The following is a 15917-nucleotide window of genomic DNA, read 5'->3' as shown; positions in this document are numbered from 1 at the left end:
TAACAATAAAAGGTGCAGCCATGCCCGCTATCCGAATTGGCATCAACCCGATTTCCTGGAGCAACGACGACCTGCCGTCCCTCGGCGGTGAAACGCCGCTGAGCACCGCCCTCAGTGAAGGCAAGGCCATCGGTTATGAAGGCTTCGAACTCAACGGCAAGTTTCCCAAGGACGCCAAAGGCGTTGGCGACGTGCTGCGTCCGTATGACCTGGCGCTGGTGTCCGGCTGGTATTCCAGTCGCCTCGCGCGCCGTTCGGTAGCCGAGGAAATCGACGCGATTGCCAGCCATGTCGAGTTGCTGGCGAAGAACGGCGCGAACGTGCTGGTTTACGGTGAAGTCGCCGACTCCATTCAGGGCCAGCGAATTCCGCTGGTCGAGCGCCCGCGTTTTCACACCGAGCAGGCGTGGCAGCAATACGCCGACAAACTGACCGAACTGGCGCGCTTCACCCTGTCCCAGGGCGTGCGTCTGGCGTATCACCACCATATGGGCGCCTACGTCGAATCGCCGTCGGACATCGATACCCTGATGGCGTTGACCGGCAATGAGGTCGGGCTGCTGTTCGATTCGGGCCATTGCTACATGGGCGGCGGCGAGCCCTTGCAGGTGCTGCGCAAACACCTGTGGCGCATCTGCCACGTGCATTTCAAGGACGTGCGCAAACCGGTGGTGCAACTGGCGCGCAACAACCTGTGGAGCTTCCCCGACTGCATCATCAACGGCACCTTCACCGTGCCGGGGGATGGCGACATTGACTTCGCCGAACTGCTGGACGTGCTGCTGGCGGCCGATTACCACGGCTGGCTGGTGGTCGAGGCCGAGCAGGATCCAGCAGTGGCGCCGAGTTATGTCTACGCGAAGAAAGGCTTCGACACCTTGCGTGCGTTGCTCGACGAGAGGACTGCGCGATGAGCCTGCTGGTCAAAAGCAATGCCCGTGGCCGGACCATGGTCGAGCTGGGTGAAGGTGAGCTGCAGTACGTCGGTTTCGCTGCCTACCGGTTGAGCCTGGGTGAAACCTTGCCCGTCGCAGCGGGCGATAAAGAGCTGTGCCTGGTGCTGCTCAGTGGTCGGATCGGCATCCACGGCGAAGCGCCGGGGCAGGGGGCTTTCAACTGGGACAACCTCGGTGATCGCCAGTCGGTGTTCGAAGACAAATCCCCGTTCGCCGCGTACCTGCCACCCGGCAGTCAGGCGCAGGTGGTGGCATTGAGTGATGCGCAAGTGGCGGTCTGCGCTGCTCCCGGTTCGACCACCACGGGCCTCGGCCCGCGCCTGATCAGGCCTGAAACCATGAAACGCAGCGTGCGCGGCAAGGGCGCCAACACCCGCTATGTCTGCGACATCCTGCCGGACAGCGAACCGGCTCATTCGCTGCTGGTGGTGGAGGTGCGCACGCCGTCGGGGCATTCCTCGAGCTACCCGCCGCACAAGCACGACACCGACGACCTGCCGCACCAGAGCTTTCTCGAAGAAACCTACTACCACCAGATCAACCCGCCCCAGGGCTTCGTGTTTCAGCGGGTCTACACCGACGACCGCAGCATCGATCAAGCCATGGCCGTGGAAAACAGCGACCTCGTCGTCGTGCCCAAGGGCTATCACCCGGTCAGCGTGCCGTATGGCTACGAGTCCTACTACCTGAACGTGATGGCAGGGCCGAAACGCGTCTGGCAGTTCCATAACGACCCGCAGCACAGCTGGCTGCTGGATCTCTGAATTCCAACTTTCGCACGGAGAACAAGAACAATGAGCGACGCCCCGGTCATAGGCCACTACCTCGACGGTCAGGTGCAGGACAGCGGTAGCGAACGATTCAGCGATGTCTTCAATCCGGCCACCGGCGCCGTTCAGGCGCGAGTCGGGCTGGCCAGTCAGAAGACCGTGGACGCTGCCGTCGCTTCGGCGCTGAAGGCATTCCCGGCCTGGTCCGAGCAATCGTCCCTGCGCCGTTCGCGGGTGATGTTCAAGTTCAAGGAATTGCTCGATCGTCATCACGACGAACTGGCCGAAATCATCAGCCGCGAACACGGCAAGGTGTTTTCCGACGCGAAAGGCGAAGTCATCCGAGGCATCGAAATTGTCGAATATGCCTGCGGTGCGCCGAACCTGTTGAAAACCGAGTTCAGCGACAACATCGGTGGCGGCATCGACAACTGGAACCTGCGTCAGCCGCTCGGCGTCTGCGCCGGGGTCACGCCGTTCAACTTCCCGGTGATGGTGCCGCTGTGGATGATTCCGCTGGCGCTGGTGACCGGCAACTGCTTCATCCTCAAACCGTCCGAGCGCGATCCGTCCGCCAGTTTGCTGATGGCTCGCCTGTTGACCGAAGCCGGTTTGCCGGACGGCGTGTTCAACGTGGTTCAGGGCGACAAGACGGCGGTCGACGCCTTGCTGCAGCACCCGGACATCGAGGCGATTTCGTTTGTCGGATCGACGCCGATTGCCGAGTACATCCACCAGCAGGCCACCGCGCGCGGCAAGCGGGTGCAGGCGCTGGGCGGCGCGAAGAATCACATGATCGTCATGCCTGACGCGGATCTGGATCAAGCGGCGGATGCCTTGATCGGCGCCGCTTACGGTTCGGCCGGTGAGCGCTGTATGGCGATTTCGATTGCGGTCGCGGTCGGTGAAGTCGGCGATCAACTGATCGCCAAACTGCTGCCGCGCATCGATGAATTGAAAGTCGGCAACGGTCTGCAAGGCGACAACGACATGGGCCCGCTGGTCACCGCCGAACACAAGGCCAGGGTGGAAGGCTTTATCGATCAGGGCGTGGCCCAGGGCGCGCAGCTGATTGTCGACGGCCGCCACTTCAAGGTGCCGGGGGCCGAGGCGGGCTTTTTCGTCGGCGCGACGTTGTTCGATCACGTCACCACCGAGATGAGCATCTATCAGCAGGAAATCTTCGGCCCGGTGCTGGGCATCGTGCGCGTGCCGGATTTCGCCAGTGCCGTGGCATTGATCAACGCCCATGAATTCGGCAACGGCGTGTCGTGCTTCACCAGCGATGGCGGGATCGCCCGCGCCTTCGCCCGCAGCATCAAGGTCGGGATGGTCGGCATCAACGTGCCGATTCCGGTGCCCATGGCCTGGCATTCGTTCGGTGGCTGGAAGCGCTCGCTGTTCGGCGATCACCACGCCTACGGAGAAGAAGGTATTCGTTTCTACAGCCGCTACAAAAGCGTGATGCAGCGCTGGCCCGACAGCATTGCCAAGGGCCCTGAATTCAGCATGCCGACGGCCAAATAAATCATCTGCGCGGAGAACAACAAGAATGAGTACTCCCCTGCGTTTTGCCCTGAACCGAATGGTCGCTCCACGTTTGTCCCTGCCGGCGTTCATCGAATTGGCGGTGACCCTCAAGGCCGACGCCATCGAGATCCGCAACGACCTCAAAGGCATCGAGATCGAGGACGGCACCGCACCCGAACACGTGCGTGAGTTGTGCACGGGCCACGGTATCAGCGTGCTGTCGATCAACGCGCTGTATCCGTTTGACGTGTGGAATGACGAGCGCCGCGCACAGGCCTCGAAGCTGGCGGCCTATGCCCGTGATTGTGGTGCGCGGGGGTTGGTGATGTGCCCGTTGAACGACCGCGCCGATCCGCGCAGCGTCGCCGAACGGGCGTCGGGCCTGCGCACCGCGTTGAGCGAGCTGGCGCCGATCCTGCGCGATCACGGCCTGCTGGGATTCATCGAGCCGCTGGGTTTCAAAGCCTGCTCGCTGCGCCGCAAACGCACGGCGGTGGAGGCGATCAAGGCAGTCGGCGGGCTGGACGTGTTCCGTCTGGTGCATGACACCTTTCATCACCACCTGGCCGGTGAACAAGAGTTTTTCCCCGAGCTAACCGGGCTGGTGCACATCTCCGGTGTCGAGGAAACCGAGGCACCGCTGGCAACCCTTGGCGATGGTCACCGGGTGCTGGTGGGCGCGGACGACATTCTCGGCAACGCGGCGCAAATCAACAGCCTGCTCGCTGGCGGCTACAGCGGCTACCTGTCGTTTGAGCCGTTCGCCGACAGCGTCCATGGCCTGGCGGATATCCAGACGGCGATCGGCGCGAGCATGGACCACCTGAGCAAATCCCTGAGTTGACAGTGCCCCTCGCAGGGATCGGATCTGAATTTGAAAGGTGCGGTTATGACCACAACAAGACTGACCATGGCCCAGGCCCTGGTGAAATTCCTCGATAACCAGTACATCGAGGTCGATGGCGTTCAGAGCAAATTCATCGCCGGGATCTTTACCATTTTCGGCCACGGCAACGTGCTGGGTCTGGGGCAGGCGCTGGAGCAGGACAGCGGTGACCTGATCGTCCATCAGGGCCGCAACGAACAAGGCATGGCCCATGCGGCGATCGGTTTCGCCAAGCAGCATCTGAGGCGCAAGATCTACGCCTGCACCTCGTCCGTGGGGCCGGGCGCGGCGAACATGCTGACCGCTGCCGCCACCGCGACCGCCAACCGGATTCCCTTGCTGCTGTTGCCGGGTGACGTCTATGCCTGCCGTCAACCGGATCCGGTGTTGCAACAGATCGAGCAGTTCCACGACCTGAGCATCAGCACCAACGATGCGTTCAAGGCTGTGAGCAAATACTGGGATCGCATCAACCGTCCCGAACAATTGATGACCGCGGCAATCCACGCCATGCGCGTGCTCACGGACCCCGCCGAAACCGGCGCCGTGACCCTGGCTCTGCCGCAGGACGTGCAGGCCGAGGCCTACGACTATCCCGATTACTTCCTGCAAAAACGCGTGCACCGGATCGAGCGTCGCCCGGCCACTGAAGCGATGCTCGGCGATGCCGTGGCACTGTTCAAAGGCAAGCGTAAACCGCTGATCATCTGTGGCGGCGGCGTCAAATACTCGGGCGCCAACGCGGCGTTGCAGGTGTTTGCCGAGCGCTTCGATATTCCGTTCGCCGAAACCCAGGCCGGCAAGAGCGTGCTGGTGTCCAGCCATCCGCTGAACGTCGGCGGCATTGGCGAAACCGGTTGCCTGGCGGCAAACCTGCTGGCCAAAGAGGCAGATCTGATCATCGGGGTCGGCACTCGCTACAGCGATTTCACCACCGCGTCGAAATCCTTGTTCCAGCACCCTGACGTGCAATTTCTCAACCTCAATATCAGCCCGTGCGACGCGCTGAAACTCGACGGCGTGCAACTGCTGGCGGATGCCCGGACAGGTTTGTCGGCGCTGGCCGAAGCGCTGGGCGACTACCGTTCCGCTTGGGGCGATCAACCCCGTCAGGCCCGGGCGCAACTGGATGAAGAAGTGGATCGCCTGTATCAGGTCGACTATCAGGCCCGGGATTTCATCCCGGAAATCAACGACCACCTCGATCCGGCGGTGTTGCGCGAGTTCATCGAGCTGACCGGTTCCTGCCTGACCCAAAGCCGCGTGCTCGGCGTGCTCAATGAAACCCTCGCCGATGACGCGGTGATCGTCGCCGCCGCCGGCAGTCTGCCCGGCGATTTGCAGCGCAGTTGGCGCAGCAAGGGGGTGAACACCTATCACGTCGAGTACGGATATTCGTGCATGGGCTATGAGGTGAACGCCGCACTCGGCGTGAAGCTCGCCGAGCCCGAGCGCGAGGTCTATGCGCTGGTGGGCGACGGCTCTTACATGATGCTGCACTCGGAACTCGCCACCTCGATCCAGGAGCGGCGCAAGATCAACGTGGTGCTGTTCGACAACATGACCTTCGGTTGCATCAACAACCTGCAGATGGGCAACGGCATGGACAGCTTTGCCACCGAGTTTCGCTACCGCAACCCGCAGAGCGGCAAGCTCGACGGCGCTTTCGTGCCGGTGGATTTCGCCATGAGCGCGGCGGCCTACGGCTGCAAGACCTACAAGGTGAACACCGTTGAAGAGCTGCAGGCGGCGCTGGTCGATGCGCGCTTGCAGACGGTCTCGACCCTGATCGACATCAAGGTTCTGCCCAAGACCATGATTCACGGTTACCTGTCGTGGTGGCGGGTCGGCGTGGCGCAAGTCTCCACCAGCGCCCGCACCGACGCGGTGGCCAAAAACCTGAACGAACGACTGGCCAAGGCCCGTCAGTACTGATTGCCCTGAATCGAACAACCACAAGGAATCCTTTCATGTCATTGCTTTCCCAAGCGTTGCGGCTAGGCGTCATCGGCACCGGGGCCATCGGCCAGGACCACATCCGTCGTTGCAGCCAGACCTTGCTCAACAGTCAGGTCGTCGCGGTCACCGACATCAATTTGCAGCAGGCGGCCAAGGTCGTGGCTGACCTGAAACTGACCGCCGAGGTCTATCCCGACGGCCACGCGCTGATCCAGGCGCCAGATGTCGAGGCGATCCTCGTCACTTCCTGGGGCCCGAGCCACGAAGAGTTCGTGCTGGCCGCCATCGCGGCGGGCAAACCGGTGTTCTGCGAAAAGCCGCTGGCGGTCACCGCCGAAGGCTGCCGTAAGATCGTCGAGGCCGAAGTGGCCCACGGCAAGCGGCTGGTGCAGGTCGGTTTCATGCGTCCGTACGACGAAGGTTATCGTGCGTTGAAATCGGTGATCGACAGCGGCCAGATCGGCGAGCCGTTGATGCTGCATTGCGCGCACCGCAACCCGAGCGTCGGTGAAAACTACAAGACCGACATGGCGATCACCGACACGCTGATCCATGAGCTGGACGTGCTGCGCTGGTTGCTCGACGACGATTACGTCTCGGTGCAGGTGGTGTTCCCGCGCAAGAGCAGCAAGGCCCTCGCGCATTTGAAAGATCCGCAGATCGTGCTGCTGGAAACCGCCAAGGGCACGCGTATCGACGTGGAGGTTTTCGTCAATTGTCAGTACGGCTACGACATCCAGTGCGAAGTGGTCGGGGAGACTGGCATCGCCAAACTGCCGGAGCCGTCCCAGGTTCAATTGCGCAGCGGGGCCAAGCTGTCCAACGCGATTTTGATGGACTGGAAGGATCGCTTTATCGCGGCCTATGACGTCGAGTTGCAAGCGTTCATCGATGGCGTGCGGGCAGGGCAGGTCGGTGGGCCGTCGGCGTGGGATGGCTTCGCCGCCGCGGTTGCTGCCGATGCGTGCATCGAAGCGCAGAACAGCGGCGCGATCGTCAACGTCGCACTGCCGGACCGCCCGAGGTTCTACGGTTAACGCTGCTCCCACAACCACCGCGTTTCCCGAAACGCGGTGACATAACAATAAGAAGGAGTTCAGACATGCGCATCGGACTTGTCGGTTACGGCCATGGCGGCCGGTTTTTTCATGCTCCGCTGATCAGCAGCCTGCCGGCGGCGACGTTCGTCGGCGTGGTCACCCGTTCAGCGGAGCGCCGACAGTTGCTGGCGGCGGAGCATCCGGGTGTGCCGGCCTTCGACAGCATCGGCCAGTTGGTGGAAGCCGGAATCGATGTGCTGGTGGTATCGACGCCCCTCAAGGGCCGGCCGGCACTGGTGCTCGACGGCATCGAACACGGCGTGGCGGTGGTCAGCGACAAGCCGTTCGCCGCCGACTGGCAGCAGGCGCAAACCCTGATCACCATGGCCGAGCGCCAGAATGTACCGCTCAGCGTCTATCAGAACCGGCGCTGGGATTCGGATTTTCTAACCGTGCGCAAACTCATCGAATCCGGCGCGCTGGGCCAGGTCAGCCGGTTCGAATCGCGGATCGAGCGTTATTCGCCGTCGTCGGTTAACAACGGCAGCGGCGGTGGCTTCCTGCGCGATCTGGGCAGTCATCTGGTCGATCAGGCGTTGTTGCTGTTCGGCCCGGTGACACGGGTTTACGCCGAACTGGACTACCTGGAAAAAGACCAGACCTTCGATCACGGCTTCTTCATGTCCCTGACCCACGCCAGCGGCGTGACCTCGCACCTGGGCGGCAGTTGCCTGCAAAACAGCCCCGGCCCGCGCTTTCGGGTGAGCGGCACGCTGGGCTGTTACAGCGTCGAGGGTCTGGACGGGCAAGAGGCCCAGGCACTGGCCGGGCTCTCGCCGAAAACCGAAGGCGAGCGCTGGGGCGTCGAGGAGCACCGACGTTGGGGCTGGTTCGAACACGGAGACGAGCGCGAACGGGTTCCTTCTGAGCGCGGCTGCTGGATTCAGTTCTATTTACAGCTACAAATCGCGTTGCAAAACGGTGGCCCACTGCCCGTTCACGCCCGTGATGCACTGGCGACAACCCGCGTACTAGACGCTGCGCGCCTGAGTTTCAAACGTCATCAGGTAGTGGAACTGAGCGAGTTTGCAAGCCATGGAATAAAATCATAATAAAATTCTAAAACGGGTTGATATGGAAAATTTTTTCCAATAAAGTCGATTCCAGTTTCACTGTCTCGCGACACGTTCCAACGCCTCGACTGCTTGTCCGCTTACTGAAATCGTCATGCCTCATCCATAAAACCAACAAGAATGTGGAGAAAGACTTTTCATGAAGACCAAGACCCGTTTTGCCTCACTGGCCTTGTCCCTGATGTTCGCCAGCGGCGCTGCGCTGGCCGATATGAAGATCGGCGTCAGCATGTCCCAGTTCGATGACACCTGGCTGACCTACCTGCGTGAATCCATGGACAAGAAAGCCAAGTCCTATCCCGACGGCGTCAAGCTGCAGTTCGAAGACGCCCGCAGCGACGTGGTCAAGCAACTGAGCCAGGTCGAAAGCTTCATCAGCCAGAAGGTCGATGCCATCGTGGTCAATCCGGTGGATACCGCCGCCACCAAAAAGATCACCGAAGCCGCAGTGAAGGCCGGCATTCCGCTGGTCTATGTCAACCGCCGGCCCGATGACCTGAACCTGCCCAAAGGCGTGGTAACCGTTGCTTCCAACGACCTGGAAGCCGGCGAGATGCAGATGCAGTACCTGGCCGACAAGATGGGCGGCAAGGGCGACATCGTGATTCTGTTGGGGGATCTGGCGAACAACTCCACCACCAACCGCACCAAGGGCGTCAAAGAGGTGCTGGCCAAATACCCGGACATCAAGGTCGAGCAGGAGCAGAGCGGCGTCTGGCTGCGGGATAAGGGCATGACGCTGGTCAACGACTGGCTGACCCAGGGCCGCAAGTTCGACGCGGTCGTCTCCAACAACGACGAAATGGCCATCGGTGCCGCCATGGCCCTGCAACAGGCCGGTGTCGCCAAAGGCAGCGTGTTGATCGCGGGTGTCGACGGTACGCCGGACGGCTTGAACGCCGTGAAGAAGGGCTCGCTGGCCGCTTCCGTGTTCCAGGACGCCAAGGGTCAGGCCGACGGCTCCATCGATACCGCGGTGAGAATGGCGAAGAACGAGCCGGTCGAGCCAGCGGTCTGGGTGCCGTTTCGCCTGATCACGCCGCAAAACGTTGACCAGTTCAAATAGTCCGTCCGTTCAATAACAACAATAAGCCCGCAAGGTGGCGATCGCGACCTTGCTGATGGAGTACCTGATCATGTTCGCTTCAGCGACTGCTTCGAGCACCCCTTTGACGGGGAGCCCGCCCACTGCAATACCTGTCGAAGAGCCGTACCTGCTGGAGATCCTCAACGTCAGCAAGGGTTTCCCCGGTGTGGTGGCGTTGTCCGATGTGCAACTGCGGGTACGCCCCGGTTCCGTGCTGGCACTGATGGGCGAGAATGGCGCGGGCAAATCCACCCTGATGAAAATCATCGCCGGCATCTACCAGCCAGACGCCGGCGAGTTGCGCCTGCGGGGCAAACCGGTGGTGTTCGAAACGCCACTGGCAGCGCTTCAGGCCGGGATCGCGATGATCCACCAGGAACTCAACCTGATGCCGCACATGAGCATCGCCGAAAACATCTGGATCGGTCGCGAGCAGCTCAACGGCTTGCACATGATCGACCACCGGGAAATGCACCGCTGCACGGCGAAACTGCTGGAGCGCCTGCGGATCAACCTCGACCCTGAAGAACTGGTCGGCAACCTGAGTATCGCCGAGCGGCAGATGGTCGAGATCGCCAAAGCCGTGTCCTACGACTCCGACATCCTGATCATGGACGAACCGACATCGGCCATCACCGACAAGGAAGTCGCCCATCTGTTTTCGATCATTGCCGACCTGAAAAGCCAGGGCAAAGGCATCATCTACATCACCCACAAAATGAACGAAGTGTTCGCGATCGCCGATGAAGTGGCGGTGTTCCGCGACGGTGCCTACATCGGCCTGCAGCGGGCCGATTCCATGGACAGCGACAGCCTGATTTCGATGATGGTCGGTCGCGAGTTGAGCCAGTTGTTTCCGGTGCGTGAAAAGCCGATCGGCGATCTGCTGCTGTCGGTGCGCGACCTCAAGCTCGATGGCATTTTCAAGGGTGTTTCCTTCGACCTGCACGCCGGGGAAATCCTGGGCATCGCCGGTTTGATGGGCTCCGGCCGGACCAACGTGGCCGAAGCGATCTTCGGCATCACGCCCAGCGACGGTGGCGAGATCCGTCTCGATGGCGAGGTGGTGCGCATCAGCGATCCGCACATGGCGATCGAGAAGGGCTTCGCGCTGTTGACCGAAGATCGCAAGCTCAGTGGTCTGTTCCCGTGCCTTTCGGTGCTGGAGAACATGGAAATGGCCGTCCTGCCGCACTACGCCGGCCACGGGTTCATCCAGCAAAAAGCCTTGCGCGCCTTGTGCGAAGACATGTGCAAGAAACTGCGGGTGAAAACCCCGTCGCTGGAGCAGTGCATCGACACCCTGTCAGGTGGCAATCAGCAGAAAGCCTTGCTGGCGCGCTGGCTGATGACCAACCCGCGGATCCTGATTCTCGACGAGCCGACCCGTGGCATCGACGTCGGCGCCAAGGCCGAGATTTACCGGCTCATCGCCTACCTCGCCAGCGAGGGCATGGCGGTGATCATGATTTCTTCGGAGCTGCCGGAAGTGCTCGGCATGAGTGATCGGGTGATGGTCATGCACGAGGGCGACCTGATGGGCACCCTCGACCGCAGCGAGGCGACTCAGGAGCGGGTGATGCAACTGGCTTCGGGCCTGTCCTCGGTTCATTAATGGATACCGCTGGTGGCCGAGGCCGCCGTCGATGATGCGATAGAAAGGTGAGTGGTTATGAACGCGATACTGGAAAACAAACCGGCCACGGCACCGGTCAAGAGCCGCCGGCGCTTTCCGACGGAACTGAGCATTTTCCTGGTGCTGATCGGCATTGGCCTGGTGTTCGAACTGTTCGGCTGGATCGTGCGCGACCAGAGCTTCCTGATGAACTCCCAGCGGCTGGTGTTGATGATTCTGCAAGTGTCGATCATCGGTCTGCTGGCGATTGGCGTGACCCAGGTGATCATCACCACCGGTATCGACCTGTCGTCGGGCTCGGTGCTCGCGCTGTCGGCGATGATCGCGGCCAGTCTGGCGCAGACTTCGGATTTCGCCCGGGCGGTGTTCCCGTCACTGACCGATTTGCCGGTCTGGATTCCGGTGATTGCCGGGCTCGGTGTCGGGCTGCTGGCGGGGGCGATCAACGGCAGCATCATCGCCATCACCGGGATTCCGCCGTTCATTGCCACGCTGGGCATGATGGTTTCGGCCCGCGGCCTGGCGCGTTACTACACCGAGGGCCAGCCAGTGAGCATGCTCTCGGATTCCTACACGGCGATCGGCCACGGCGCGATGCCGGTGATCATTTTTCTGGTGGTGGCGGTGATCTTCCACATCGCGCTGCGCTACACCAAATACGGCAAATACACCTACGCCATCGGCGGCAACATGCAGGCGGCGCGCACCTCAGGCATCAACGTCAAGCGCCATCTGGTCATCGTCTACAGCATCGCCGGGTTGCTGGCGGGGCTGGCAGGCGTAGTGGCTTCGGCCCGCGCCGCTACCGGGCAGGCCGGGATGGGTATGTCCTATGAGCTGGACGCGATTGCCGCCGCAGTTATCGGTGGTACCAGTCTGGCGGGTGGAGTGGGGCGCATCACCGGCACGGTAATCGGCGCACTGATCCTTGGGGTGATGGCCAGCGGTTTCACGTTCGTCGGGGTCGATGCCTACATTCAGGACATCATCAAGGGCCTGATCATCGTGGTCGCGGTGGTGATCGACCAATACCGCAACAAGCGCAAGCTCAAGCGTTGAAACTCATCGTCCTGGCTTGGTGAAGCGGGATGAACGTCACACAGTACAGCCGATCGGAAAGATCGGCTTTTTTATGCCTGCGAAAACTGGCTAAGTGATTCAGGGTTTCTTTTCTACCATCCCATCCTCTGAGCCACTGGACGTTTGCGCATCCTTCTCTGTCTCATGGGACTCTGCACCGGAGTTCGACCCTGAGGCTTCTTCACCCTTTTTGTCGGCCTTGTCTTCCTTGGATTCGGTGCCTCCCTGGTTGACCCCGGGAATGCCCGTAGGCGGAACGGTGCTTCCCGCCATCGCCAACGGTGCGGTGGCAGATAAAAGACTTCCAAGCATGAGGGCTGCAATGGTTCTGTTCATCGTCGGGGCTTCCGCGTCAGGTGGGTAGACGTTGGAAGTTCTGACGCGGGTAAAGTGCCGGTCAACTGACCGGCGGGAACTTGTGAGTCACCGGCACGCACCCCGATCGTATCCATTCGTTCACGGATGCTTCACTGCTCGCGCAACTGGCTCCATTCAATGCCGAACCGTGCGAGGTACTTCCTCAATCGGTCCGCATCGTTGGGCTGCGCCTTCGCCTGTCGCGACACGCCGAACAGGCGTCTGCCGGCATCGGACAAGCTGTCTGCCTGTCTGCAAACCTCCAGCACTGCCTTCAATTGCAATCGATCGAACAGGTCCAGCGTCTCGGCATCGCCCGGCAGCTCATTCGTCATTCCGGCCGGTTGCGCCAGCCCCCACGCATACCGCAGCCGATCAATTTCCTCCTCGACCTGCGCTTCATCGATTCGCCCGCTGTCGGCCAGTGTCGCCATGCGCGTGATCGAGGCCGAGAGTTCGCGGAAGTTACCCAGCCATGCAGCTTCCCGTGAGCTGGCGAAACCCAGGTAGCGCCGTCGGGCTTCAAGATTGAAGCGCACCAGTTGGCCGTGTTCGCGTGCGTGGCGTTCAAGCTCGAAATCGATGTTGGGTTCGATGTCTTCGCGGCGGCCCGCCAGGCCTGGCAGGTCAAACGTCCAGAGGTTGATCCGCGCGTAGAGATCTTCCCGGAACAGGCCTTCGGCGACGCGACTGCGCAGGTCGCGGTGGGTGCCGGCGATGATCAGGAAGTCGCTGTCGACCTCCTTGTCCGAGCCCAGCGGGAAGAAGCGCTTTTCTTCGATAGCCTTGAGCAGCATCGCTTGTTCGTCCGCCCCCAGTTCGCCGATCTCGTCGAGAAACAACATGCCGCCGTCAGCCGCCCGCAGCAGGCCGTCGCGGGCGTTTTGCGCGCCGGTAAACGCGCCTTTGACGTGGCCGAACAGCGCGGACATTGCCCCGTCGCCACGCAGGGTGGCGCAGTTGACTTCAACGAAGCGTCCCTGCATTTGATGGCGACTGCGTTTGAGCTCGTAGATGCGTCGGGCGAGAAAGGATTTGCCGGCGCCGGTCGGGCCGATCAGCAGCATCGGCGCTTTCGAGCGCACGGCCACGCGTTCGATCTGCTCGATCGAGCGGTTGAACGCGGTGTTGCGGGTGGCGATGCCGGACTTGAGAAACTCCAGGCCTTCCAGACGTTTGTGGGTGAAGCGTGAGGCAATGCGGTCGTAGCGCGACAGATCCAGGTCGATCAGGGCGTGGGTGCCGGTGGCCGGTTCTTCTTCGCTCTTGCGGCGAGCGGGGGAGGTCTGGATCAGGCGTGCCGGCAGGTAGCGCGCCTCGGTCAGCAGGAACCAGCAGATCTGCGCGACGTGGGTCCCCGTGGTGATGTGCACCAGATAGTCCTCACGCTCGGTATCGAAGGTGTATTCGGAGGTGAAGTCGTGGAGTGCGCCGTAGACCTCTTCGAAATCCCAGGGGTTGCGCAACGCCATCGGGTGCAGGCGTACCTCTGTGCCCGGCGACACCTGACGGATGTCCTCGCGAATGCGTTCGGCCAGGCTCGCGTCCCGGGCGTCCGTGCCGTGTATCAATTCCAGTCGATGGATCAAAAGGTCCGGTTGCTGGCACAGGCCCACGCTAGGCCGCCAATGGTTCCAGCGGTTGGCGCCTTTGCCTACTCGATCGAGGGTGGCGCCGATGAAACCGATGGCGACAGTGCGCTTGCTGGACATTGATTATCCTGAAAGATAAATGACGATAGCCAATGATAGTGTTCGAGGGCGTTATTTGTCGTGACGAAAATTCAGGGACGCTCGTTTGTAAAATAAAACCTTTTAAAATCAACTAGATAAAAATAATTCGCGAACGTTTTCGAAAACTGGCACAGCGGCTGCAATACCTGTCACAACGAACAGGACAACACAGCGAGACGCCACGATGGCCAACTTCAACCTCTTCAATACGCAATCGAAAAACCTGCCGGCGTGCGACACCTTGAATGCTTCCGGAGCTGCGGCTTATGCCTACACGCCCAAGCATCAACTGGCTCAGTTGGCAGTCACCGGTTGCCTGAATTCGACCTTTTACGCAACGGCTCAAAGTCAGTTGGATCAGGTGTTGAAGCTGGTGGCGGAGCTGGACAGCCGCTTCGTGGCGAATGCCGCTCTTTACGCTCGCCAGAAGGGCCACATGAAAGACATGCCGGCGTTGTTGCTGGCGGCGCTGACGGCTCAGCGTTCGGCTCTGGTACCGGAGGTGTTCGGGCAGGTCGTGGACAGCGGCAAGATGCTGCGCAATTTCGTGCAGATCCTGCGCAGTGGCGCCACCGGTCGCCGCTCCCTCGGCTCCCAACCCAAGCGTCTGGTGCAGAACTGGCTGAACAGCGCGACCGAGCGACAGCTGCTGCAGGCATCGATCGGCAATCAGCCTTCGCTGGCGGATGTGCTGAAGATGGTTCACCCAAAACCGTCCGAGGCCTGGCGCGAAGCGTTTTTCGCCTGGGTGATCGGCAAACCGGTGGATGCACAGGCGTTGCCCGCACTGACTCGCGATTTGCTGGCCTTTCGCAGTGGCGCGAGTGATCAAGTGCCTGAAGTGCCTTTTCAATTGCTCGGCAACGAAACATTGAGCAAGGAACAATGGGCGGCTCAGGCACGAAACATGGGCTGGCAGGGGCTGCGCATCAACCTCAATACGCTGGCGCGCCACGGTGCTTTTGAAGTACCGGGTTGCACCGAATACGTGGCCGCACGGTTGGCGGATCCCGAAGCCGTTGCGAAGGCGCGGGTGTATCCGTACCAGTTGCTGGCAGCGTACCGGATGGTCGGCGATGACGTGCCGGCGCTGATTCGCGAGGCTTTGCAGGACGCGCTGGAGCTGTCGTTGACCAATGTGCCGAAGCTTCAGGGTACGGTGGTGGTTTGTCCGGATGTTTCCGGCTCGATGGGCAGCCCGCTGACCGGTTACCGTCAGGGCGCGACCACGGCGGTGCGCTGCATCGATGTGGCGGCGTTGATTACGGCGGCGGTGTTGCGTAAACAGCCGACGGCGCGGGTGATGCCGTTCGAATGGAAGGTGGTGGATATCACACTCAACCCGCGCGACAGTGTGATCAGCAATGCCGAAAAGCTTGCAGGCATTTTCGGCGGCGGAACCTGCTGCTCGGCGCCGTTGAAGAAACTGGCGGACAGCAAGGCCAGGGTCGATACGCTGATCATGGTGTCGGACAACGAATCCTGGATCGATGCGCGACGCCAGGGCGCCAGCGAGACGATGCTGCAATGGGAGCGGATCAAGCGGATCAACCCCCAGGCACGCCTGATCTGTATTGACCTGCAACCGGGTTGGGCGACACCGGCGGCGGATCGCGATGACATTTTGAATGTCGGCGGTTTCAGTGACGCGGTGTTTGATGTGATCGAGCAGTTCACTGCCGGCCGATACGGACCGCAGCACTGGGTCGAAGCGATTGAACGCATGGGGTGAGGCGATGAACCGCCCAAT

At 61.3% G+C, this 15917-nt stretch carries 13 protein-coding genes; 11 read left to right on the top strand and 2 right to left on the bottom strand.

Annotated elements, in window-relative coordinates:
* The first annotated feature begins 20 nt into the window (after positions 1-20).
* The 10 genes from iolE (at position 21) to AC1RT4_RS20020 (ending at position 12056) form a co-directional block, all read left to right on the top strand.
* Entirely contained in the window at positions 21-914 is an 894-nt protein-coding gene (gene iolE / locus AC1RT4_RS20065; RefSeq protein ID WP_493087330.1) for a myo-inosose-2 dehydratase, read from the top strand.
* Entirely contained in the window at positions 911-1720 is an 810-nt protein-coding gene (gene iolB, locus AC1RT4_RS20060) for a 5-deoxy-glucuronate isomerase (RefSeq protein WP_493087328.1), read from the top strand. The genes iolE and iolB overlap by 4 nt, the downstream gene beginning before the upstream one ends.
* Positions 1721-1750: 30 nt before the next feature.
* A complete protein-coding gene (locus AC1RT4_RS20055; protein ID WP_493087326.1) occupies positions 1751-3253 on the top strand; it encodes a CoA-acylating methylmalonate-semialdehyde dehydrogenase in 1503 nt (500 codons plus the stop codon).
* 25 nt (positions 3254-3278) lie between these two features.
* Positions 3279-4100: a TIM barrel protein gene (locus AC1RT4_RS20050; RefSeq protein WP_493087324.1), complete on the top strand. Its 822-nt coding sequence runs from the start codon at positions 3279-3281 to the stop codon at positions 4098-4100.
* Positions 4101-4145: 45 nt separating this feature from the next.
* Positions 4146-6077 (top strand): 3D-(3,5/4)-trihydroxycyclohexane-1,2-dione acylhydrolase (decyclizing), encoded by a 1932-nt coding sequence (iolD, locus tag AC1RT4_RS20045; protein WP_493087322.1) that lies wholly within the window; start codon positions 4146-4148, stop codon positions 6075-6077.
* Positions 6078-6112: 35 nt separating this feature from the next.
* Positions 6113-7138 carry a bifunctional inositol 2-dehydrogenase/D-chiro-inositol 1-dehydrogenase gene (iolG, locus tag AC1RT4_RS20040; protein ID WP_179692031.1) on the top strand — a complete coding sequence of 342 codons (1026 nt, stop codon included), beginning with the start codon at positions 6113-6115 and terminating at the stop codon, positions 7136-7138.
* A gap of 65 nt (positions 7139-7203) precedes the next feature.
* On the top strand, positions 7204-8253 hold the full coding sequence (locus AC1RT4_RS20035) for a Gfo/Idh/MocA family protein (RefSeq protein ID WP_493087320.1): 1050 nt from the start codon (positions 7204-7206) through the stop codon (positions 8251-8253).
* Between the two features lie 160 nt (positions 8254-8413).
* On the top strand, positions 8414-9340 hold the full coding sequence (locus AC1RT4_RS20030) for a sugar ABC transporter substrate-binding protein (RefSeq protein ID WP_007956051.1): 927 nt from the start codon (positions 8414-8416) through the stop codon (positions 9338-9340).
* 70 nt (positions 9341-9410) lie between these two features.
* Positions 9411-10976 (top strand): sugar ABC transporter ATP-binding protein, encoded by a 1566-nt coding sequence (locus AC1RT4_RS20025; RefSeq protein WP_493087318.1) that lies wholly within the window; start codon positions 9411-9413, stop codon positions 10974-10976.
* A 57-nt stretch (positions 10977-11033) separates the two neighbouring features.
* Positions 11034-12056 carry an ABC transporter permease gene (locus AC1RT4_RS20020; RefSeq protein ID WP_007956055.1) on the top strand — a complete coding sequence of 341 codons (1023 nt, stop codon included), beginning with the start codon at positions 11034-11036 and terminating at the stop codon, positions 12054-12056.
* 99 nt (positions 12057-12155) lie between these two features.
* On the opposite strand, the gene AC1RT4_RS20015 is transcribed toward AC1RT4_RS20020, so the two are convergent.
* Positions 12156-12413, bottom strand: coding sequence for a hypothetical protein (locus AC1RT4_RS20015; protein ID WP_493087316.1), 258 nt, complete (start codon positions 12411-12413; stop codon positions 12156-12158).
* A 131-nt stretch (positions 12414-12544) separates the two neighbouring features.
* Positions 12545-14146, bottom strand: coding sequence for an RNA repair transcriptional activator RtcR (gene rtcR / locus AC1RT4_RS20010; protein ID WP_493087314.1), 1602 nt, complete (start codon positions 14144-14146; stop codon positions 12545-12547).
* Between the two features lie 205 nt (positions 14147-14351).
* Here rtcR and AC1RT4_RS20005 point away from each other — a divergent pair, with 205 nt between their 5' ends.
* Positions 14352-15899 (top strand): RNA-binding protein, encoded by a 1548-nt coding sequence (locus AC1RT4_RS20005; protein WP_493087312.1) that lies wholly within the window; start codon positions 14352-14354, stop codon positions 15897-15899.
* Positions 15900-15917 lie beyond the last annotated feature (18 nt).

It is taken from the genome of Pseudomonas sp. GW821-FHT11D10, from assembly GCF_058808435.1.
This window is presented reverse-complemented; position numbering and strand designations above follow the sequence as displayed.

Excerpts from the sequence above, each read along its gene's own strand:
- rtcR (WP_493087314.1), bottom strand. The coding sequence starts at position 14,146 with ATGTCCAGCAAGCGCACTGTCGCCATCGGTTTCATCGGCGCCACCCTC.
- AC1RT4_RS20050 (WP_493087324.1), top strand. The coding sequence starts at position 3,279 with ATGAGTACTCCCCTGCGTTTTGCCCTGAACCGAATGGTCGCTCCACGT.
- AC1RT4_RS20055 (WP_493087326.1), top strand. The coding sequence starts at position 1,751 with ATGAGCGACGCCCCGGTCATAGGCCACTACCTCGACGGTCAGGTGCAG.
- AC1RT4_RS20025 (WP_493087318.1), top strand. The coding sequence starts at position 9,411 with ATGTTCGCTTCAGCGACTGCTTCGAGCACCCCTTTGACGGGGAGCCCG.
- iolE (WP_493087330.1), top strand. The coding sequence starts at position 21 with ATGCCCGCTATCCGAATTGGCATCAACCCGATTTCCTGGAGCAACGAC.
- AC1RT4_RS20030 (WP_007956051.1), top strand. The coding sequence starts at position 8,414 with ATGAAGACCAAGACCCGTTTTGCCTCACTGGCCTTGTCCCTGATGTTC.
- AC1RT4_RS20020 (WP_007956055.1), top strand. The coding sequence starts at position 11,034 with ATGAACGCGATACTGGAAAACAAACCGGCCACGGCACCGGTCAAGAGC.
- iolD (WP_493087322.1), top strand. The coding sequence starts at position 4,146 with ATGACCACAACAAGACTGACCATGGCCCAGGCCCTGGTGAAATTCCTC.
- iolB (WP_493087328.1), top strand. The coding sequence starts at position 911 with ATGAGCCTGCTGGTCAAAAGCAATGCCCGTGGCCGGACCATGGTCGAG.
- AC1RT4_RS20005 (WP_493087312.1), top strand. The coding sequence starts at position 14,352 with ATGGCCAACTTCAACCTCTTCAATACGCAATCGAAAAACCTGCCGGCG.
- iolG (WP_179692031.1), top strand. The coding sequence starts at position 6,113 with ATGTCATTGCTTTCCCAAGCGTTGCGGCTAGGCGTCATCGGCACCGGG.
- AC1RT4_RS20035 (WP_493087320.1), top strand. The coding sequence starts at position 7,204 with ATGCGCATCGGACTTGTCGGTTACGGCCATGGCGGCCGGTTTTTTCAT.
- AC1RT4_RS20015 (WP_493087316.1), bottom strand. The coding sequence starts at position 12,413 with ATGAACAGAACCATTGCAGCCCTCATGCTTGGAAGTCTTTTATCTGCC.